The following is a 19,647-nucleotide window of genomic DNA, read 5'->3' on the forward strand; positions in this document are numbered from 1 at the left end:
ACGACAGCCGACTACCAATGACACACGAAACGAACTCCGACGCCGAATCGGCCTACGACCCAACGACGGTGGAGGTGCTCCGGATGCGGTTCGACAACACCGTCCAAGAGATGGGAGCGACGCTGAAGAACACGTCCGGGTCGCCGATCCTCACCGAAGCCCAGGACTTCTCGGTGGCGTTGCTCGACCACGAGGCACAACTCACCTCGTACGTCGGCTACGTCGTCGCCCACATCGGCCCGTCGCGGGTCTCGCTGGAACGCATCCTCGAGAAGTACTCGAAAGCGGAGATACAGCCGGGAGACGCGTTCATCGACAACGACCCACACGACAGTGGCGCGCTCCACAAGAGCGACGTCGGGGTGTTGACCCCCGTGTTCTACGACGGCGAGATCGTCAACTGGCTCTGGTCCGAGGCACACGTCTTCGACGTTGGCGGCATCGCCCCGGGGAGTTTCTCCCCACAGGTCATCGACACCTACGGTGAGGGGTTCAAGATACCCGCGCTGAAGATCCTCGAGGAGGGCGAGATCAACGAGATGGTAAAGCAGATGATTCAGAGCAACTCCCGGTTGCCCGTCCGGGTGTTCAACGACATCAAGAGCCTCATCGCCGGAAACAACGTCGCACGCGAGCGCATCCACGACATCATCGACGACTACGGCATCGAGACGTATCGCGACTACGCCGGACACATCCAGTCGCTCTCCGAGCGCGCCGTCCGTCGCCGAATCGAGGACATCGCCGACGGCACCTACACCGTGGTCGACTGGTCCCAGCACGACGGCCACGAGAACCGCCTCTATCGCATCCAGTGCGAACTCCGTGTCGACGGCGACGAGTTGACCGTCGACTTCTCGGGGACCGATCCGGAGGCACCGGGGGTCATCAACGCCGGCCAGGGGGCGCTGATCGGCTGTGTCTGGTCGGTCCTCACCCAGTTGCTCTGCTGGGACATTTACTTCAACTCGGGCTGTATGGAGCCGGTGACCATCACTGCCCCGGAGGGGTCTGTGGTGAATGCGAGCCGGACGGCTGGCGTCGGGTACGCCCACATGGATGCCGGTATCAAGGCTGCAGACGCGCTCACGACGGCGTTCTCGCAGGCGCTCCGGGCCAGCGAGGACGAGGCACTCCAGGAGCGGGCGATGGGCGAGATGAACGACACGTGGTCCATCGAGACCTGGGGCGGGACCGACCAGTACGGGGCGCCGTTCGCCTGGCTCAACATGGACGGCGGCGGCATGGGCGGTGGTGCACAGACGTCCGTCGACGGCCTCGACGTCGCGGGACTGATCACGCAGGTCGGCAACGCGATTCCGGACATCGAGTGGAAAGAGCAATCGTATCCCGCCTTGCACCTCTGGCGCCGTCTCGAACCCAACAGCGGCGGTCCCGGGAAACGACGGGGGGGACGCGGTCTCGACTTCGCTTGGACCATGTGGGATACCCCCGACGACGAGTTCACCGGCGCGATCTGCTACACCTCGAACGAGATCCCGAATCGAGGTCACGGTGGCGGGATGCCAGGGACCCCTGCCCGCATCTACCTCGAGCGAGACACGAACGTCGCCGAGCGACTGGCCGACGACGTGTATCCGACCCCGGAGACGATCGAGGGGGAGACGGAGTTCCCGGCCCCCAAGGAGGCGCCGGTGAGCCTCGAGACGGGCGACGTGGTCCGTCACTACACCGGCGGTGGGGCCGGCCTCGGCGACCCCATCACGCGCGACCCCGACCTCGTCGCCAAGGAGGTCCGCGACGGTTGGCTCGACCCCGACGTCGCCGAACGGGCCTACGGCGTCGTCCTCGACGAGGACGGCGCCCTCGACGAGGACGCCACCGAACGCCGGCGCGACCGCATCAGAACCGAACGGCTCGAAGAGGCCGAGGACTGATCGTCGACGCTCACGCTCACCCGTACTTCGGCGACTGGTTCCCGGGCGAGACTGAGCCCGGGGCGAATCACGATCCCCCGCCGTCCTGGGATCGCACCTGTGAACGGATGCACGGCCGCTCGGTGACGCTTTCTCGCCTGGCGCTACGAGAACGTCTACGTCGACCTCTCGTTCATGCCCGAGACGTATCTCGACCGGCTTCCGTGGGAGTACTACGCAGAGACCATCGGTGACTCGATACTGCTCGGGAGCGACTACCCGCTGGTCGACCCGGCCGACCTGCTCTCGCTGTCGACAGCGTCACTGCTTCGTCCGGTCGTTCCTTCCGAACCGGTAGAACGGCCGCTTCGTGTGTCCCATGTAGGACATGTCGAGTTCGCGTTCGGGCCCGTCGTCGGGGACGAAGAGGCCCTCCGCGTCGGCCATCTGCCAGTAGAGGACGTTGTAGCCCGTGTTCAGGTAGTCCCAGAGGTAGTACGCCCGCGCGTAGGCGCTGGCGGTGTAGTCGACGACGGCCCGGTCGGACTGCATGTTCACGTGCCACTCGACGGGGATGCGGATGCCGCTTCGCGGGTCGTCCCAGTAGGCGACGTCGTGGAACGTGACGTCGTCGTAGCCGAAGCTGTACACCTCGCCGTCGGCGAGGACGCGACCGATGGCGCTCTCCGAGTTCGGTTCGATGGTGAGAAAGACCTGAATGTCGTCCTGGAATCCGGTGTGCCAGCGCCACCACTCGCCGCCCACCCAGTCCCCGCGCCCAAACGAGTCCTCGAGCATGTCCGGGTCGACGAAGTGGAACTTCTCGTGCTGACCGAACCCCTCCGGAGAGTACGTCTCACCGTCTACCGCGATCGTGCCCTCGGCGGTCGCCGTCTGCTCGAAGCCGTTGATCTGTTCGAGGTCCTCGTCGGCCCAGAACGCCGGACCGGTCGCCTCGAAGGTCAAGTCCACGTCGACGCCGGCCTGCTCGCCGGTGTTGTGCCAGACCGGCGGTCGGCTGACGTGCTCGCGGTCGCCGATGCGCCAGCGGACCTCTTCGTCGCTCTCTTCGGTCTCCATGGCCTCGGGCGAGAAGTACTCGTGGAAGTGTGTGCCGGCGACGGTGAAGTCGTTGTCGTGCATCCGATCGCGTTCGTCCGGCGGAAACTCCCCGTGAACGAAGATCGTCTGCGGAAAACAGACCTCGTCGACCGCGAACTGTCCGCCGGGTGCGCCTTTGAGGAGGTAGAGCGCGTCCCAGAGCATGAACTCGTGGTCGCCGTCGGCGCCCCGGAACAGCCAGCCGTGGTTCTCCCACAGTTCCTCCTCGTCGGCGACGGAATCGCGGTGCACGCGGTCGTCGTCGGGATCGACGTTGTACTCTCCATCGGACATGGTGTGTGTGAGCGACGACCGATCGGCTCAAAAACTTCCCGGTGACAGCTCACTCGTCCGTTCTCGCGAATTCGCGCAACAACGCCGGGCGCTGGGAGGCGACGGCGGCTCCGGGGGAGTCACAGCCCTGGGCGCGTGCAAGTTCCAGCACGAGCTGGAGGTCCTTGCTCACGATGTCGGCGGCGCCCTCGTATCCGGTCGGGTGCGTGTCGCCCCACTCCTCGCTGATGAACGCCCAGTTGTCTACCACCCAGCTATCGGCCGTGTTCTCTCGGAACAACGCCAGCAGTGTCTCGCGGTCGATGCCGTAGGCCGCGCCCAGACGGACCCCCTCGGCGGTCGTCATGACGTTCGAGAGGCTGACGAGGTTGTTCGAGCGTTTCCCCGCCCGTCCGGCGCCGAGTGCCCCCACGTGGAACACCGCGTTCCCCATCGTCTCGAAGGCCGGCCGGCAGTGCTCGACGAGGTCGGTCTCGCCCCCAACGATCAACGAGAGGTCACCGGTGACTGCGTCGACGCGCATCCCGCTGACGAGGGCGTCGACGACTTGCGTAGCCGCGGGCGCATCCTCGGCGGCCTCGAGACACGTCTCCGGTCGGACGGTGCTGTGGACGACGACGAGCGTCGGTCGCTCTCCAACGCCGGCGAACACTCCCCGTTCCCTCCGGAGCACGTCGTTCACCTGGTCGTCGTCGCGCGCGGCGACGTGGTTCGTGTTGATATCATCTTTGAATACTTCATTGATTATTTAGAAGATGGGCAATCTCCGCCATCGACTCACGGTCCATCGGTGACTGCGGACCGCCGAGTGCAGCCCCCGTGGTGGCATCACGGCTCACGCTGTGCCCGACGGCCCGTGATTCGACCCGCCGCCGAGCGATATTGGCCGTACACCGCCGGTACAGGGATCGAATCTCCGTTCCACGTCCCCTTGATTCCACGGGACCCACCGCGATTCCTCGACGGTTCTCGCTGAACGTCGGAGAGCCGTCGAGTTACCCACGCGATCCGCTCGCGACGGCACACCCCGATTGTGGACGGTCTGACGGCGATCGAAAGCCGACTTCAGCCCGTTCCACGGGGCCTCGGATCGTCGTCGGTGGGACCGTCGCCACACTCGCCGAGGCGGCTGGGAGATCGCTCGACCTCGTCGACATCCGCTCCGACCGGCACCGGCGAGAATTATTTATCATATATATTGTAGAATATGTGTAATATCAAGAAACAATTACTTTTAGTCCTGTGGAACGCAGCCTCGCTGGTGGACACCATCGGTCAGGGTTCCGCGTCGGTTCCGAACGGACCCCTCGTCGGTCCCGCGCCGACGCGACGGCCGGCGGCCGCTGCCCGGATTCCTCGGTCACGGCCCGTTGCGGCCGCCCGTCTACGTCTCGGCGTCGCACCGTCACGCATCCCTCCCGGGGCAGGACCGCTACGATCCTAACATAGCTACTGTTGTTATTTATTCTGTCGGCGGGCGGAACGAGTCCATTTCACGGGACGAAACGAAGTCGGCGACCCACCGACGGCGAGGAGCAGAGCGCCCGGCGTGACGGGCGAATCGCGGGGACGTACTCCCGGGTCGTCGCCCGGGTCACACGGTTCCGCGTTTCGAACGGTGAAACGCCCGTCCCTCCCGGTCGTCGTCCCCTCGTCCCGCCGCCGTCGGCGGACGACACAGTGTTTAATACGTCCCGTCGAGAACCATCGGTCGACAGCATGACGATAGACACACGTACGCGTGACAGTAGAACGGTATGACGCGCCCGGCTGACGTGGTCGTCTTTCGGCGGGGCACGGAGGGTCTCCTGCCGGCGGCGTACGCCGAGGAGATTCGGGAGCGCCTTCCGGACTGGAACGTCGAACTCGCGCGAACTCCTCGCGAGGAGCGCGAGTTCCTCGCCGACGCGCGCGTCGCGACGGGCATATCGATCACCGAGGAACAGGTCGTCGGCGCCGATGACCTCGAGTTGTTCGTCGTCGCCTCGTCGGGGACGGATCACCTCCCGGTCGACGCCCTCCGAGAGAACGACGTCCTCGTTGCGAACGCGTCCGGCATTCACGCACCGGGGATCGCCGAACAGGTCCTCGGCTATCTCCTCTCCTTTGCCCGTCGGATCCACCGCGGGATCCGCCAGCAGGCCGACAACGAGTGGCGCCACTACCAGGCGACGGAACTCAAGGGGTCGACCGTTACCGTCGTGGGTCTCGGGTCGATCGGACGGGCGGTCGTCGACCGCCTCGACGGGTTCGGCGTGGACACGATCGGCGTCCGCTACACGCCCGAGAAGGACGGGCCGACCGACGAGGTCGTCGGGTTCGACGAGGACTCGCTCCACGCCGCGTTCGCGCGGACGGACTATCTCGTCCTCTGCTCGCCGCTCACCCCCGTGACGAGGCGGCTGATCGGCCGCGAGGAGATCGAGACGCTCGGCCCGGACGCAGTGGTTGTGAACGTGGGGCGCGGTCCCCTGATCGACACCGACGACCTCGTATACGCGCTGCAAGCGGGTGATATCGGCGGGGCCGCACTCGACGTGACCGATCCCGAACCGCTCCCGAACGACCACCCGCTCTGGGACCTCGATAACGTGATTCTGACGCCGCACATGGGCGGACATACGCCACAGCACTGGCCCCGACTCGCCGAGGTTCTCGCCAGCAACGTGCGGAGCATGGACGCGGGTGCCGACAGGGACGAGTTCGTCAACCTCGTGCAGTGGTAGACGAGGACGATCAGCCCTCGTAGGCGACGTTCTCGCCGAGGTAGGCCTCCCGGATCTCCGGGTCGTCGAGGGTCGAATCCGCGGGACCGTGGAAGCGGGTCCGGCCGTCGTCCATGACGGAGGCGTAGTCGCCGTATCGCAGTCCGGTCCTGACGTTCTGCTCGATCATGAAGATCGTCACCCCGAGTTCGTTCGTCGCCTGGACATACCCGAAGAGGACGGCTCGACGTCGCTCGTACCGCCGGACACGACTGCACGCATCACCGCGTTCGGGAACGTCCACATCACGCCGCAGCCCGCCGCGGGCGAGCCGGCGGTGTCCCGTCCGTCGGGGACCGAACGTTTATGTGAGTCGCCGGCGGACGGTCTCTATGGAAGTCGTAGATCACGACGATGCGGAGACGTACGAACCCGACGAGGGGTGGGAGCGCCGCGCCCTCGCCGGTAGCGAACAGTTCTCGTTCGAGTGGTTCACGAAACCTCCGGGACACGCCTCCCCGATGCACGATCACGAGAACGAACAGGTGTGTATCGTCCTCGAGGGCGAACTCACCCTCCACGCCGAGGACGGGTCGTCGGTGACACTGGGACCGTACGATTCGGCCTGGCTCGAACCGTGGGAGTCCCACGCGGTCGAGAACACGGGCGACGAGATGGCGGTCGGCCTCGACGTGTTCGCACCCGGCCGATCGTTCGACTTCTGGACGGATCGGGAGGACGAGGAGTAGGAACCGACCGACGATACGTCGAACTGTTACGGGTACTGTTTTTCGAACGTTGGTTACTTCGGCGACTAGCTGTTCGATACCCAAATATTCTTGCGGACCGCGCCGTAGATGCCGCCGATGGCGAGTGAGCCAATCGAGCTGTTGAAAGCACTGGTCTGCATCGAGAGTCACGAGTCGGTCGACGAGATCCGCGACTACCTGGTCGACACCGTCGAGAACGCGTCGATCCACGAGGAATCGGGGTGTGTCGTGGCGCGGAAGGGGGCGACGGACGGCACGCCACACGTCTTCCTCAACTCGCATATGGACGTCGTGACGCCGCACGTTCCGCTCCGCGAGGAGGACGGCGTCGTCTACGGACGGGGGTCGTGTGACGCGAAGGCCAGTCTCGTGACGATGATCCGTGCGTTCGAACGCGTCGACCCCACGGACGGGACGGTCACGCTCGTCGTCTCGCCCGACGAGGAGACGTACTCTGAGGGACTCTACGACTTCCTCGCCCTCGAAGGCGAGCACGGGGATATGGCGATCAACGGCGAACCTACCGGGCTCGACGTCTGCAACGCCGCTCGCGGCAGTCTGAAGTACATCGCCGAGTTCTCGGGCAGCGCCGCCCACGCCGGAACGCGTGAGAGCGGCCAGTCGGCGGTATCCTGTGCCGCGGAGGCGGTCAGGCGGCTGGAGTCGATGGACCAGATGGAAGACGAGTATCTCGGGCGGACGAGTCAGACGGTGTCGTGGCTCACCGGCGGGCTGGTCGGCGAGCTGACGAGCCAGGTTCCGGAGCGCGTCCGCCTGTTCGTGAACCGCTGGAGCGTTCCGCCCGAGACGCCGGACGACTTCATGGCGAAGATGGAGGCGGAACTCGCCGACCTCGACTGTGAGACTACGGTTCGGTATCCGTACCGGCCGAATCGGTTCCTCGAGAGCTACCACCTCGACGCGGACGAACCGGTGATCCAGGAGATGGTGTCCGCCGTGGAGACCGTGACCGGGTCGACGCCGGCGGTCAAGCCCTTCTCCGTCGCGGCCGAATCGTCGTTCTTCCAGCGGTACATGCCGGTCGCCGTGTTCGGTCCCGGCAGGATCGCCGACGAGGAGGGGCCGATCGCCCATTCGGAGCGCGAGTACATCGAGACCGACGAGGTCGAAACCGCGGTTGACGTCGTCGAACGGTTCCTCACCCGGACCGTCTGATACGGTTTATCGTACGTCATCACCGGTGGTTCGCCGGACTGACTCGGCGAACCACCGGTACACAGGGACAACGATCCGTATGAGCCGTCCGGCACGCGGCACAGCGGAGCCGCCGGGAGTCCCACCCGCGACGGCCCGGTTCGGCCTCCCCCGCCGACCGGTCGTCCGATGTGACCCACACGGAACCTATTAGTGCGGTCTGGCGTGAGAACGAACCGATGGTAACCCTCAACGTGTACGGTGAAGTCGTGACGATCGCCGTCGATCGCGTGGTCAACGCGGGGTACAGCGGCCGGGACGAGGACGCGGTCCAGGCCCACATCGACGAACTCGTCGAGGACGGCATCCCCGCCCCCGAACGCGTGCCGACGACCTACGAACTCGCGCCGAACGTCCTCCGTTCCGACCCCGGAACGATCGGCGTGGTCGGGGACGACACCTCGGGCGAGACCGAGTTCGGCCTGCTCGTCACCCGGGACGACGCCTACGTCGTCGCCGCCAGCGACCAGACCGATCGGACGCTGGAGCGAGAGAGCATCCAGAAGGCGAAACGGATCGCCCCGAACGTGATTTCGGCGCGGGCCTGGCGACTCGCCGACGTCCGCGACCACTGGGACGACATCGAGATTCGGGCGTGGAACACCGTCGACGGCGACCGGGAACTGTACCAGGAGTCGACGCTCGGCGCCATCCGCGAACCGGAGGCGCTGTGTGACGTCGTCCGCGAACGCTACGGGGACCCGCTCGACGGCACCGCGGTCCTCTCGGGGACCGTCGCGACGGTCGGTGGGGAACTCTCCCCCGGGTCGGCGTTCGAAGTGGAACTCGTCGATCCGATCGAGGAGCGGTCGCTGTCGGTGAGTTACGGCGTCGAGACGCTCTGATCGCCGGACTACGTCGCCGACTCGTACGCGGCAGCGACGTCGACGACCGTCGCGTCGTCGTACCACGAGCCGACGAACTGCAGGCCGACCGGCAGGTCGTCGACGTCCGCACACGGGACGCTGATGCTCGGATGGCCGGTGAGGTTGGTCGGATGCGTATCCCAGTTGACCGGCGGCGTCGTTCCGCGGTCGAATCCGCCGATTTCGAGCGCGGTCGTCGGCGTCGTGGGCGTGACGAGGACGTCCACCGCCCCGAGGGCGGCGTCGAACTCCCGTTTGAGCGCGGCCCGGAGGTTCCGGCCACGAACGTAGTGGTATCCGTCGTGGGTCCGGTTGACGTGTCCGCCGAGCACGAGCATCTCCTTGACGTTGGCGCCGAGGTCACGGCTGGCCGACCCCCGAATGCCGGCGACGCCCGCCACGACGCTCGGATCGACGGGGCCGGTCCGCCAGAGGCCGGACATGTTCGTCGCGTACGCCGCGGCGAACTCCGCCGGGGCGATGCCCCACCACGCCTCGCGGGAGTACTCCAGCGTCGGCACGTCGACGCTCCGTATCTCGGCCCCCGCAGCCGCCAGCGCGGCGATGGCGTCCCGGACGGCCCGCTCGACTTCGTCGGTGACGTACGTCTCGAAGAACCGCTCCTCGACGCCGACGACGAGTTCGGAGAGGTCGGTTCCGGGATCGTCGCCGAACGGGCCGTCGACGCTCGGGTGGGCGTCGGTGATGACGTCGAGCCCCCGGGCGGCAGTCTCGACGTCCCGCGCGAGCGGGCCGACGTGGTCCATGGAGTACGACATCTCCGCGACGCCGACGAGCGACGCGAGTCCGTAGGTCGGCTTGATGCCGACGATCCCACAGTAGCTCGCCGGAATCCGAACGCTCCCCCCCGTGTCCGAGCCGAGTGCGAGGTCGACCTCGCCGGCGGCGACGGCGGCCGCGCTCCCGCTGGAGGAACCGCCCGCCACGTGGTCGGTGTCCACCGGATTCGCCGTCGGTCCGAACGCGCTCGTCTCCGAGGTGGGGCCGAACGCGAACTCGTCCATGTTCGTCTTGCCGACGACCGTCGCCCCCGCGTCGAGCAGGGCGTGCACCACGGCCGCGTGGTCGCCCGGAACGAACCCCTCGAGCGCGCGCGATCCACAGGTCATCTCCACCCCGCGAACGCACATGTTGTCCTTCACCGCGACGTCGAGGTCGTCGAGCGGTCCCGCCGCGTCGGGTCGTTCCAGTCGGAACCGCGTGATCCACTCGTTGTAGGGGTTCTCGTCGGCCTCGGGACGCCACGGGGTCGTCTCGAACACCTCGCCGTCGGCCCCGTCACTCGCAACCCCCCCGCCCGGGGAGTTCTCGAGCGACGCGTAGATGTCCGAGAGGGCGTCGATGCGGTCGACGGCGGCGAGCGCCTCCTCGGGCGTACAGCTGAGATCGAGTGACGCCGCGAGTTCCGTGACTTCCTGTTCCGAAACCGAACTGAATCGACTCATGACGGAGCCGTTCACCCGCCCGGCTCAACTAGCTTTCGCCCGAGAGCGTGCGGTCGCCGGTTCCGGGGACGAGCGTGGTCAGCGGTACGTGGCGTTCAGAGCGATCACGGTCGCGGTGTTTTCCACCTGATCGACGAGCGTGGACTCCAGGCGGTCGTCTTTCATCCGGCTCGCCGGTCCGGAGACGCTGACCGCGCCGAGGACGGTGCCCTCGTTCGTCGTGATCGGAGCCGCGACACAGCGGACGTTGGCGGCGCGTTCCTCCCCGTCGAACGCGACGCCACGCTCCCTGACGTCCGCGAGGACGTCCTCGAGTCGATCCCGGTCGGTCACCGTTCGGGGCGTCTCCGCCGGCAGTTGCCACCGGTCGACGATTTCGTCACGCCGACTCGAGGGCAGGTGCGCGAGGATCGCCTTGCCGAGCGCGCACGTGTGGAGATACTGTTCGCTCCCGACCGACGTGTCGAGATTGATCGCCTCCGCTCCCTCTTCGATGGCGACGTAGATCCCCTTCCCGTTCTCTTCGACCATCAGATTCGCCACTTCGCCGGTCTCCTCCGCGAGTTCTCGGAGCGGGCCGGTTCCGGCCTGGTAGACGTCCTTGTGCTGGAGGATTCGCTGTCCGATTTCGAAAAACTGGAGGCTCGGCTCGTACGTCCCGTCGTCGGTGACGAGGTAGCCGTGGTCGGTCAGGGTACTCAGGTGGTGGTGGACGGTCGCCTTGCTCCGACCCACCTCCTCGGCGATCTCCGTCACGCCCGCCGAGCCGAGATCGACGACGGCCTCGGCGATCTCGATCGACGTCTCGACTTATTTGACGGAATTTCTCGATTTCTCTTCCATTCGTTCACTAAAACTGGTTGGAAAGGCTTAATCGTTTGGCATGCGGGAACGTGAGCACCCGTATCAGCATCCCGGCGGAGCGACGCGAACGTTCGACCGATCCGTGGCACGCTCCGTCCCGTCGGGGTGCGTCGCTTCGGGGGTGGTCGGTGGGTGGTGCTATTCGCCCCGGCGACGACCCTCGGTATCCGTCCTCGGTCCACTACATATCATTTTTAGATATAATCTTTAGTTCTGACTATTCGAGGCGACGATGTCGAGTCCCGGACCGCCGGCAGCGTCGTCGGATTCACGCCGTGTTCGACGAGAACGTGCGCAAAATCGACTAAAACGGCATTTTGTGGCAGCCTGGGGGATCGTCCCATCGTCACGTTCGACGGGGATGTGGGCGTTCGTCACGTGCGCCGTTGGAACTCGCGGAAAAACGCCCGGAGGCGGCACGTCGCCGCCGCGGACGAGGTCGAATCGCTCGGGATTCCGTTTCCAGCGCGAAACGCTCGGCCCCGACTCTGGATATATAATTCAAATTTGAATACACCAAAATGATAAATTTCAGATAACGTTTGACCACGTCGAACGAGTCCCGCCGAGACGGGGCTACGAGTTCCGGTAGGATCGGCTGCACGCGACGCCCCGACGGTCGGTCCTGAGACGCCGCCCGTCGCCGGCTACCGGCGAAGAAAGTCGGCGCCGTTCGACAGGCGTCCGATCCCGGTGCCAGTGCCGGTCGCCGCGCCGCCGGTCCGGATGATGTTGAACGCCGTCACCAGGTCGGAACGGGAGATGAGGCCGACGAGTTCGCCGGCGTCGTCGACGACGGGCAGGCGGCCGACGCCCTCCTGTTGCATCGTCGAGATGGCGTCCATGGCCTCGGTCTCCGGCGTGATCGTCACCAACTCCGTGGCCATCACGTCCTCGACGCGGTAGGCGTCGCGCTCCACCTCGCGCACCTCGCGGGCGTCGTCGAGGGTGACCATTCCGACGAGACGCCCCTGACGAAGGACCGGGTAGCCCGTGTGGCGTTCACGGAACATCCGGTCGGTGAGCGTCGCCAGTGAGGTGTCGGCGGTGACGGTGTCGAGTTCGCCCGCCGGCGTCATGATGTCGCCGACGGTCACGCCCTCGAACGCCGCCCGCATCACCGTCTGCTGGGCCTCGCTCGACGCGCCGATGTAGATAAAGAAGGCGAGTGCGACCAGAAACAGGTTGGCGAAGATACCGACGATGGCGAGGACGACGGCGAACAGTTTACCCACTTCCGCGGCGATCTGTGTCGCCTGGGCGTGCGGGCGGGTTCGGGCGAGCAGCGCCCGGAGGACGCGGCCGCCGTCCATCGGGAAGCCCGGAAGCATGTTGAAGACGGCCAGCGCGACGTTCGTCAGGGCGAGGTAGGCGAGGACGAACTGGACGGCCGGGAGGCGTCCGGGCACGACGAGGAAGCCGACGTACGACACGACACCGAGGGCGACGCTGACCAGCGGGCCGGCGACGGCGATGGTGAACTCCTGTTTCCAGTCCTCGGGCATCTCCGTGAATCGGGCGACGCCGCCGAACAGCCAGAGGGTGATCGAGTCGATCTGGTAGCCGTAGCGCATGGCGACCAGGGAGTGGCCGAACTCGTGGAGCAGGACACAGACGAACAGGCCGGTGGCCGCCGCCGCTCCGAGGATCCACCGCAGCGATCCCGCGGTGAGGGCGTCGGCGGGCATCGCGGCGCCGAAGACACCGTTCAGGACGCCGACTAGATTCCCCACGTCCGACCCGATCAGCCACGCGAACAGGGGCAAGACGAGCAGAAAGGTCAGATCGAGTTTGATCGGAATACCGAACGCGCTCCCGATACGTATCCCGCGCATACCGACTGTAGCGGGGGAGTCGACTTAACTCTTGCAAGCGGGGTGGTCGTCCGGCGGCGTCGCCGTCGAGCGACCGGTCAGTTCGTGTTCGTCACCGGCGTCACCTCGAAGACGCCAACGGTGCCGCTGATCTCGAAGCCGACACAGAGCAACGGGTTCCGGATCGGGCTCTCGGACGCCGGGACGAAGTGGACGCCCTCCGGGGCGAAGTCGCCGGCACGGGCCGGATTGTCGCCCTGGGCGTCCTCCTCGGCCGCCGCGGCGAGGTCGTCCTCGCTCACGCTGTAGTCGCGGTTGACGGCCATCTGCGTGTACGTCGGGTTCTCGGGACTCGTCACGTCGTAGGCGGTGATACCGCTTCCTTTCTCCTGCCCGATGAACGCGAAGGTCCGGTCGCCGACGACGCCGAGTTCGGCGCTTTCGGTCTCCGGACCGCTCTCGACGACGTTCACGTGGCCGTCGGGGTACTGCTCGGCGAACGTCCGCTCGAACCGGCTCCCGCTGTCGAACGCGAGTCGCAGGCCGTCGTCCTCGACCTGCCACACGGAGAACGACCGGCCGCCGATGGCGTAGATGTCGGTGTAACCGTTCGGCCCACCGGCGAACTCCGCCATCGCCGCCTCGTTGACTTCCATGTTGCCGAGATTCTCGGGCCGTTTCAGTTCCTCGACGCTGTCGACGTAGGGGTTCTCCGAGAGGTCGAAGCCAGCCGGATCGAGGTCGAGATTCTTCAGCACGCTCACCTCGAAGTCCTTTGCGTCACCTTCGTTGGCGGTGACGACGAACGTGTCGCCACCCACCTCGTAGGCGTCGATGGCGTCGGGCTGGTACATCCCCTTGAGCGGCCAGTTCTGGAGGCTGCTGCCGTCTACGTCGCTCGTGTCGAGTTCGTTGCCGGGGAGCGAGAAGTCCTTGAACCCGAGGCCGTCGATGCGTTCGACCGTCGCCGACGCGAGGTCGACCGTCGCGATGGCGTTGTTCTCCTGAATGCTGACGAACGCGCGTTCGCCGTCGGGCGCGACGGTGACGAACTCCGGCTCGATGACCGTCGAGGCGACGGCCTCACCGTCACCGGACGTGACGAGGTGGACGGCCTCATCTCGGAGCGCGGCCTCCTGCCCGTCGAAGGCGCCGAACGTCGCCGTCGAGACGCTGGCGTTCCGTGCGCCGTTGCTGATGTCGATCACGCTGACCGAACCGGCGGGGTCGGTCGACCCGCCCGGCTCGCCCTCGTTGGCGACGACGACGTAGTCCCCGTTGGGGGTGATAGTCACCTTGTCCGGAAGCGGGCCGACCGACACCGCGCCGACGAACTCCAGCGACGAGGGGTCGTAGAACGCGACGGCGCCGTCGTCGGTCGCCGGGTCGGCCTCGATGGCCGCCGCGACGAGGGACCCGTCGACGTCGACGCTGTTGGTCCCCCCGACCGACGAGACGACGTCGCTCTCGGCGCCGACGAGGTCGCTCGCGTTCAACACCGCGTCCTGTGTCGGGGTCGACGGGTCCGAGAGGTCGAGCACTTCGACCTGTCCGGCGCCCGAGTTGACGACGAACAGCCGGCTCCGGGGGGCGTGGAAGGCGACGATCTCCGCCCCGCCGAGCGCTTCGCCGGTCGCGTACCGGCCGATGCGGTTCAGCCGTACCGTCTCGACGTCGGTACTGCCCCCGCCGAACTGCGCCGCGAGGCCGGACGGAATCGCCGCTCCGGCCAGTAGTCCGAGTGCGCTGCGTCGGCTCAATCCCAACTCGTTCGGTGTCACACCAACAGCCGATCGCCGCCGGGTAATACCTGCTTATAATACCGGTACGTAGTCCTCCCGATCGATGGGTGGGGATGGGAAGACCCCCAGGTGCCCCCGACGCCAAACGCTTTGTCCCAGGGTCGCCTACCGGCGTGCATGAGCGAGCAGTCACCGACGCCGGCCGTCAAGCGCGCCGACGAGATTGACTACGAACCGGTCGACGCCGCCGCCGGCCTCTCGAAGGGCGTCCTGATCGGCGACTCCGACGGTGCCCCCCACTTCGCGATGCGTCGCTTCACCCTCGAACCCGGAGCCGAGGTGCCCTCCCACACCAACGCGGTCGAACACGAGCAGTACGTCCTCTCGGGGGAGTACGTCGTCGGCATCGGCGACGAGGAACACACCGTCTCGGCCGGGGACTCGCTTCTGATCCCCGCCGGCGTCCCACACTGGTACCGCAACGAGGGCGACGAGGCAGGCGCGTTCCTCTGTGCGGTGCCCAACGGCGACGACACCATCGAACTCGTCGAGTAGCACGGAGTCGAACGGCTGAAATACCCCGTCCACCTACCGCAGGTCGTGTCACGGCAGGTCGGACGGGTCGAGACGCTCTTTCTGCACGGTCGCGACGGCGACTTCCTGGTCGCCGTCACCCGCGACGGTGACCGGGTGTTCCGGGCGGTCCTCGACCTCAAGGAGACGGACGCCGGTCCCCGTCCCGCTCGCTTCCGGATCAAGCGCGGGTCAAGCGAGGAGCCGCGCGACCCGAGCCAGTTCGTCGAACTCGCGCGCCGCGCCGAGCGCATCCGGATCTCCCAGCAGACCTCGGCCGCGGACCGAGAGCGTCTGGAGTCGATGCTCGACGGCTACCAGCTCGACGCACTCACGGTCCGGACCTGTCGCTACTGCGCCGCCGACGGCCGCTACTCGCCGATCACGGCGGACACCGCGATCAAGGCCGATCGGGACCACATCTGTCCCGACTGCGCGAAGCGGGAACTCGACGGCGAACTCGCGTACGCCGGCGGACTGACCGGGGCCGCACAGGACCGCCTCGAAGACCTCCTGCTGGAGGTACAGGACCTCGACCGCATCGTCAACCTCCTCCAGGGGGAACTCGATCCCGACCTCACGAAGTTCGACGAGATCGGGGCGACCGTCGAGGACGTCGACCCCGTCCCGACGGCCGACCTCGACCTCCATCCCGACCTGAAGGCGCAGGTCACCGACCGCTTCGACTCCCTGCTCCCCGTCCAGAGCCTCTCGGTCCGGAACGGTCTCATGGACGGCGACGACCAGCTCGTCGTGAGTGCGACGGCGACAGGCAAGACGCTCGTGGGCGAACTCGCCGGCATCGACCGCGCGCTGACGGGCAAGGGAAAACTGCTCTTTCTCGTTCCCCTCGTCGCCCTCGCCAACCAGAAGGAGGAGAACTTCGAGGAGCGGTACGGCGACCTCGTCGACGTGACGATCCGCGTCGGCGGCAGCCGCGTCACCGACGACGGGACGCGGTTCGATCCCTCGGCCGACGTCGTCGTCGGCACCTACGAGGGCATCGACCACGCCCTGCGGACGGGCAAGGATCTCGGCGACGTGGGGACCGTCGTCATCGACGAGGTTCACACTCTGAAGGAGGGCGAACGCGGGCACCGCCTCGACGGGATGATCTCGCGGCTCAAACACTACTGCGAGCGTCGGGCGGCAACCGGCGGCGACTACGACGGCGCCCAGTGGATCTACCTCTCGGCGACCGTCGGCAATCCCGAGTGGCTGGCTCGCAACCTGGGCGCCACCCTCATCGAGTTCGAGGAGCGGCCGGTCCCCATCGAGCGCCACCTGACGTTCGCCGACGCCCAGGAGAAGACCCGCATCGAGAACCGGCTGGTCCGGCGGGCCTTCGACAGCAAGTCCTCGAAGGGCTACCGCGGTCAGACCATCATCTTCACCAACTCGCGGCGACGCTGTCACGAGATCTCACGGAAACTGGAGTACGACTCGGCGCCCTACCACGCCGGCCTCGATTACGGCCGGCGCAAGCGCGTCGAACGCCAGTTCGGAAACCAGGACCTCGCGGCGGTCGTCACCACCGCGGCGCTGGCCGCGGGCGTCGACTTCCCCGCCTCACAGGTGATCTTCGATACGCTGGCGATGGGCATCGAGTGGCTGTCGGTTCAGGAGTTCGAGCAGATGCTCGGCCGGGCCGGCCGCCCCGACTACCACGATCAGGGCGTCGTCTACCTCCTGGTCGAGCCGGACTGCGCCTACCACAACAGCATGGAGATGACCGAGGACGAGGTGGCGTTCAAGTTGCTGAAAGGCGAGATGGAGGACGTCCGCACCGTCTACGACCTCTCGGCGGCCGCCGAGGAGACGCTGGCGAACGTCACCGTCGCGGGGAAGGGGGCCAAGCGACTCAACGACCGAATGCTCGGCGACGTGCCGACCAAACGCGCCATCGCCAAACTGCTGGAGTGGGACTTCATCGACGGACTGGCGCCGACGCCGCTCGGGCGGGCGGTGACCCGGCACTTCCTCGCGCCCGACGACGCCTTCGCCATCCTCGATCGCATCCGCAGGGGGATGGACCCCTACGACCTCGTCGCCGAACTCGAACTCCGGGACGACGAGGGTTAGTCGGCCCGGGCCTCCTCGCGTCTAGCCTCCATTCGATCCACCCACGCCGCCGGGAGCGGCCGCGACCCGTCGCCGTCGGGGTCGACGTACACCTGCACCGTCTCGGCCGTCGCGGCCACCCGCTCGCCGACCCGGACCTCGTAGCCCATGGTGACGCTCGATTTGCCGATCGAGCGCATGCCCATGGCGACGGTCACCTCGTCGTCGAGTTCGATCTCGCTGCGGTAGTCGATCTCCAGGTTGACCAGCACGGTGTCGATGTCGTCGAGGCCGACGCCGAGGACGTCGGCGTAGTAGTCGACCCGTGCCTGTTCGAGGTAGGTCGCGTAGACGGCGTTGTTGACGTGGTGCATGGCGTCGACGTCCCGAAAGCGCACCTGCAAGTCGGTCTCGTACTCGAACGTGGACATACTGGACGGTGGACGACCGTGCATTTGTGCCTACCGGCGGGGGCAAGGCCGGAGGTTTATGCCCCCGACAGCCGTCCGTCCGGTCGATGTCAACGACCACGCCATCGGCACCGGCGGCGGTGACCGTCGTCGGCGCGGGGACGATGGGTCACGGGCTCGCGGTCCAGTTCGCCCGTCACGGCGCGGGCGTGACCCTCGTCGACCACCGCCAGTCGAACCTCGACTGGGCCCGCGACGGCGTCGACGATGCTCTCGCCTTCCTCGACGCGGAGGGGTTGCTCGACGCCGCTCCCGACGCCGTCCGCGGCCGGATCGACTACACGCTCGACCTCCCGGTGGCGGCGTCGGACGCCGCGCTGGTGATCGAGAGCGTCTCCGAGGACCTCGACACGAAAGCGGCGGTCTTCGGGGAACTCGCGGCGGCGGCGCCGGCCGACGCCGTCCTCGCGACGAACACCTCGGGCATCCCGATCACCGACATCGGCGAGGCGGTGCCGGCGGTCGCCGACCGAATCGTCGGCTGTCACTGGTGGAATCCGCCGTATCTCCTGCCGACCGTCGAGGTGGTTCGCGGCGAGGCGACGAGCGACACGACCGTCGACCGGACGGCGGCGTTCGTCGAGGCCGTCGGCCGCGATCCGATCGTCGTCGAACGCGACGTCCCCGGCTTCGTCTGGAACCGAATTCAGTTCGCCGTCCTCCGGGAGTGTACCCACCTCGTGACCGAAGGCGTGGCCTCGCTTTCGGACGTCGAACGGGCGGTCCGGGACGGCTACGCCCTCCGAACCGCCGTCGTCGGCCCGTTCGAGACGGTCGACCTCGCCGGCCTCGACCTGTTTCGAACCATCGCGGAGAACCTCTATCCCCACCTGAGCGACGCGACGGAGCCGGGACCCCTCTTCGAGGAGCGACTGGCGGCCGGTCGCGGCGGCGTCGAGGACGGCGCGGGATTCCACGAGTACGACGACGACCCGGCGACGCTGATTCGACGCCGCGACGAGCGCGTGGCGGCCGTCCGGCGGGCGCTCGCGGACGACGACTGACCTCGGTCAGCGCATCTCGTCGAGGTGTTCGAAGGCGTCGGCGTCGGCGGTCAGCCAGTGGGTGAGCCGCTCGACCTCGCTCGCGCCCGGCGGGTAGAGCGTCCGTCGATCCGCGGCTCCCTCGTAGGTGACGACGACCGACCGGAGGCCGGCGTCCGCCGTCGATTCCTCGACGTCGGGGGCGGCGTCGTCTGGCTGTGAGGTGTTCGACATGACTCACGTCGGAATCGACGGCGGGGACGGTTAACGGCTGCTATGTGAACTCCGGGGACCGGTGGGACGCCCCGTGTCGCCCAGTACGTCAACGTATCACAACGTGACGATCCCGACGATTTCGACTGGAGGTGGATCATGACGGCCGTTTCTTCGCGAGGACGGTGCGATCGAACGCACACACCAGTCGGTCGTCGCCGGCGTACGCCTCCACGTGCATCGTGACTACGCCCCGGTCGCCGTCGCTGGTCTCGCGCTTGTCCGTCACCGTGGTCCGGGCGCGGAGCGTGTCGCCGGGGTAGACGGGCGCCGGATGCTCCACGTCGTCGTAGCCGAGGTTGGCGACGATGGTGCCGTCGGTCGTGTCGGGAATCGTCAATCCCACCGCGAGGCTCATCGTGTAGAGACCGTTGACGATGCGCTCCCCGAACTCCGTTTCGGCCGCGAACTCGGCGTCGAGATGGAGCGGTTGCTGGTTCATCGTCATGTCGCAGAACCGCTGGTTGTCGCTCTCGGTGATCGTCCGCCGTTTCTCGTGTTCGAAGGTCCGACCGACCTCGAACTCCTCGTAGTAACACCCGGTCATGGGGGCGACGTGGGCCGCAGCGGGCA

General features: G+C 66.9%; 18 protein-coding genes. 8 read left to right on the forward strand and 10 right to left on the reverse strand.

All coding sequences use genetic code 11. The features are described 5' to 3' along the window. Positions 1-17 precede the first annotated feature (17 nt). Positions 18-1,898, forward strand: coding sequence for a hydantoinase B/oxoprolinase family protein (locus NBT82_RS00955; protein WP_251329723.1), 1,881 nt, complete (start codon positions 18-20; stop codon positions 1,896-1,898). Positions 1,899-2,198: 300 nt separating this feature from the next. Here the strand turns inward: NBT82_RS00955 and NBT82_RS00960 are convergent, their stop codons facing one another. Together NBT82_RS00960 and NBT82_RS00965 are read right to left on the reverse strand one after the other, a co-directional pair. Continuing rightward, positions 2,199-3,272: a lipocalin family protein gene (locus tag NBT82_RS00960; RefSeq protein WP_251329724.1), complete on the reverse strand. Its 1,074-nt coding sequence runs from the start codon at positions 3,270-3,272 to the stop codon at positions 2,199-2,201. 49 nt (positions 3,273-3,321) lie between these two features. Next, positions 3,322-4,020, reverse strand: a complete 699-nt coding sequence (locus tag NBT82_RS00965) for an NAD(P)-dependent oxidoreductase (RefSeq protein ID WP_345780705.1) — start codon at positions 4,018-4,020, stop codon at positions 3,322-3,324. A 1,009-nt stretch (positions 4,021-5,029) separates the two neighbouring features. Between NBT82_RS00965 and NBT82_RS00970 the strand changes: the two genes are divergently transcribed. Then, positions 5,030-5,998 (forward strand): D-2-hydroxyacid dehydrogenase, encoded by a 969-nt coding sequence (locus NBT82_RS00970; protein ID WP_251329726.1) that lies wholly within the window; start codon positions 5,030-5,032, stop codon positions 5,996-5,998. 10 nt (positions 5,999-6,008) lie between these two features. Here the strand turns inward: NBT82_RS00970 and NBT82_RS00975 are convergent, their stop codons facing one another. Then, entirely contained in the window at positions 6,009-6,281 is a 273-nt protein-coding gene (locus NBT82_RS00975) for a P-loop NTPase family protein (RefSeq protein ID WP_251329727.1), read from the reverse strand. Positions 6,282-6,369: 88 nt separating this feature from the next. On the opposite strand from NBT82_RS00975, the gene NBT82_RS00980 reads away from it, so the two are divergent. From NBT82_RS00980 to NBT82_RS00990, 3 genes are all read left to right on the forward strand, one after another. Further along, positions 6,370-6,726 (forward strand): cupin domain-containing protein, encoded by a 357-nt coding sequence (locus tag NBT82_RS00980; protein WP_251329728.1) that lies wholly within the window; start codon positions 6,370-6,372, stop codon positions 6,724-6,726. A gap of 117 nt (positions 6,727-6,843) precedes the next feature. After that, on the forward strand, positions 6,844-7,923 hold the full coding sequence (locus NBT82_RS00985) for a M20/M25/M40 family metallo-hydrolase (protein ID WP_251329729.1): 1,080 nt from the start codon (positions 6,844-6,846) through the stop codon (positions 7,921-7,923). A 218-nt stretch (positions 7,924-8,141) separates the two neighbouring features. Next, a complete protein-coding gene (locus NBT82_RS00990) occupies positions 8,142-8,807 on the forward strand; it encodes a DUF2848 family protein (protein WP_251329730.1) in 666 nt (221 codons plus the stop codon). Between the two features lie 8 nt (positions 8,808-8,815). Here NBT82_RS00990 and NBT82_RS00995 read toward each other — a convergent pair whose 3' ends face one another. The 4 genes from NBT82_RS00995 to NBT82_RS01010 form a co-directional block, all read right to left on the reverse strand. Then, positions 8,816-10,294: an amidase gene (locus NBT82_RS00995; RefSeq protein WP_251329731.1), complete on the reverse strand. Its 1,479-nt coding sequence runs from the start codon at positions 10,292-10,294 to the stop codon at positions 8,816-8,818. A 78-nt stretch (positions 10,295-10,372) separates the two neighbouring features. Next, entirely contained in the window at positions 10,373-11,050 is a 678-nt protein-coding gene (locus tag NBT82_RS01000; RefSeq protein WP_251329732.1) for an IclR family transcriptional regulator, read from the reverse strand. A gap of 755 nt (positions 11,051-11,805) precedes the next feature. Next, positions 11,806-12,993 carry a CBS domain-containing protein gene (locus tag NBT82_RS01005; RefSeq protein ID WP_251329733.1) on the reverse strand — a complete coding sequence of 396 codons (1,188 nt, stop codon included), beginning with the start codon at positions 12,991-12,993 and terminating at the stop codon, positions 11,806-11,808. A 77-nt stretch (positions 12,994-13,070) separates the two neighbouring features. Beyond that, positions 13,071-14,753 carry a choice-of-anchor I family protein gene (locus tag NBT82_RS01010; protein WP_251329734.1) on the reverse strand — a complete coding sequence of 561 codons (1,683 nt, stop codon included), beginning with the start codon at positions 14,751-14,753 and terminating at the stop codon, positions 13,071-13,073. Positions 14,754-14,891: 138 nt separating this feature from the next. On the opposite strand from NBT82_RS01010, the gene NBT82_RS01015 reads away from it, so the two are divergent. Beyond that, positions 14,892-15,269 (forward strand): cupin domain-containing protein, encoded by a 378-nt coding sequence (locus NBT82_RS01015; protein ID WP_251329735.1) that lies wholly within the window; start codon positions 14,892-14,894, stop codon positions 15,267-15,269. A 45-nt stretch (positions 15,270-15,314) separates the two neighbouring features. Beyond that, the gene (locus tag NBT82_RS01020; protein WP_251329736.1) at positions 15,315-17,369 is read left to right on the forward strand and encodes a DEAD/DEAH box helicase; all 2,055 of its coding nucleotides are present in this window, start codon (positions 15,315-15,317) and stop codon (positions 17,367-17,369) included. Here the strand turns inward: NBT82_RS01020 and NBT82_RS01025 are convergent. Further along, complete coding sequence (locus NBT82_RS01025) at positions 17,366-17,779, reverse strand: acyl-CoA thioesterase (RefSeq protein ID WP_251329737.1); 414 nt, start codon at positions 17,777-17,779, stop codon at positions 17,366-17,368. The genes NBT82_RS01020 and NBT82_RS01025 overlap by 4 nt on opposite strands. A gap of 86 nt (positions 17,780-17,865) precedes the next feature. Between NBT82_RS01025 and NBT82_RS01030 the strand changes: the two genes are divergently transcribed. Next, a complete protein-coding gene (locus NBT82_RS01030; RefSeq protein WP_251329738.1) occupies positions 17,866-18,822 on the forward strand; it encodes a 3-hydroxyacyl-CoA dehydrogenase family protein in 957 nt (318 codons plus the stop codon). 6 nt (positions 18,823-18,828) lie between these two features. Here NBT82_RS01030 and NBT82_RS01035 read toward each other — a convergent pair whose 3' ends face one another. Both NBT82_RS01035 and NBT82_RS01040 read right to left on the reverse strand, forming a co-directional pair. Continuing rightward, a complete protein-coding gene (locus NBT82_RS01035; protein ID WP_251329739.1) occupies positions 18,829-19,035 on the reverse strand; it encodes a DUF7511 domain-containing protein in 207 nt (68 codons plus the stop codon). A 136-nt stretch (positions 19,036-19,171) separates the two neighbouring features. Then, positions 19,172-19,621, reverse strand: coding sequence for a MaoC family dehydratase (locus tag NBT82_RS01040; protein ID WP_251329740.1), 450 nt, complete (start codon positions 19,619-19,621; stop codon positions 19,172-19,174). Positions 19,622-19,647: the final 26 nt, after the last annotated feature.

Source organism: Haloplanus sp. HW8-1 (genome assembly GCF_023703795.1).
GTDB classification, from domain to species: Archaea; Halobacteriota; Halobacteria; order Halobacteriales; family Haloferacaceae; genus Haloplanus; species Haloplanus pelagicus.

Bases quoted from the DNA above. Each gene is read 5' to 3' on its own strand.
- NBT82_RS00955 (WP_251329723.1), top strand. From the start codon at position 18: ATGACACACGAAACGAACTCCGACGCCGAATCGGCCTACGACCCAACG.
- NBT82_RS00960 (WP_251329724.1), bottom strand. From the start codon at position 3,272: ATGTCCGATGGAGAGTACAACGTCGATCCCGACGACGACCGCGTGCAC.
- NBT82_RS00970 (WP_251329726.1), top strand. From the start codon at position 5,030: ATGACGCGCCCGGCTGACGTGGTCGTCTTTCGGCGGGGCACGGAGGGT.
- NBT82_RS00980 (WP_251329728.1), top strand. From the start codon at position 6,370: ATGGAAGTCGTAGATCACGACGATGCGGAGACGTACGAACCCGACGAG.
- NBT82_RS00985 (WP_251329729.1), top strand. From the start codon at position 6,844: ATGGCGAGTGAGCCAATCGAGCTGTTGAAAGCACTGGTCTGCATCGAG.
- NBT82_RS00990 (WP_251329730.1), top strand. From the start codon at position 8,142: ATGGTAACCCTCAACGTGTACGGTGAAGTCGTGACGATCGCCGTCGAT.
- NBT82_RS00995 (WP_251329731.1), bottom strand. From the start codon at position 10,294: ATGAGTCGATTCAGTTCGGTTTCGGAACAGGAAGTCACGGAACTCGCG.
- NBT82_RS01005 (WP_251329733.1), bottom strand. From the start codon at position 12,993: ATGCGCGGGATACGTATCGGGAGCGCGTTCGGTATTCCGATCAAACTC.
- NBT82_RS01015 (WP_251329735.1), top strand. From the start codon at position 14,892: ATGAGCGAGCAGTCACCGACGCCGGCCGTCAAGCGCGCCGACGAGATT.
- NBT82_RS01025 (WP_251329737.1), bottom strand. From the start codon at position 17,779: ATGTCCACGTTCGAGTACGAGACCGACTTGCAGGTGCGCTTTCGGGAC.
- NBT82_RS01030 (WP_251329738.1), top strand. From the start codon at position 17,866: ATGTCAACGACCACGCCATCGGCACCGGCGGCGGTGACCGTCGTCGGC.
- NBT82_RS01035 (WP_251329739.1), bottom strand. From the start codon at position 19,035: ATGTCGAACACCTCACAGCCAGACGACGCCGCCCCCGACGTCGAGGAA.
- NBT82_RS01040 (WP_251329740.1), bottom strand. From the start codon at position 19,621: ATGACCGGGTGTTACTACGAGGAGTTCGAGGTCGGTCGGACCTTCGAA.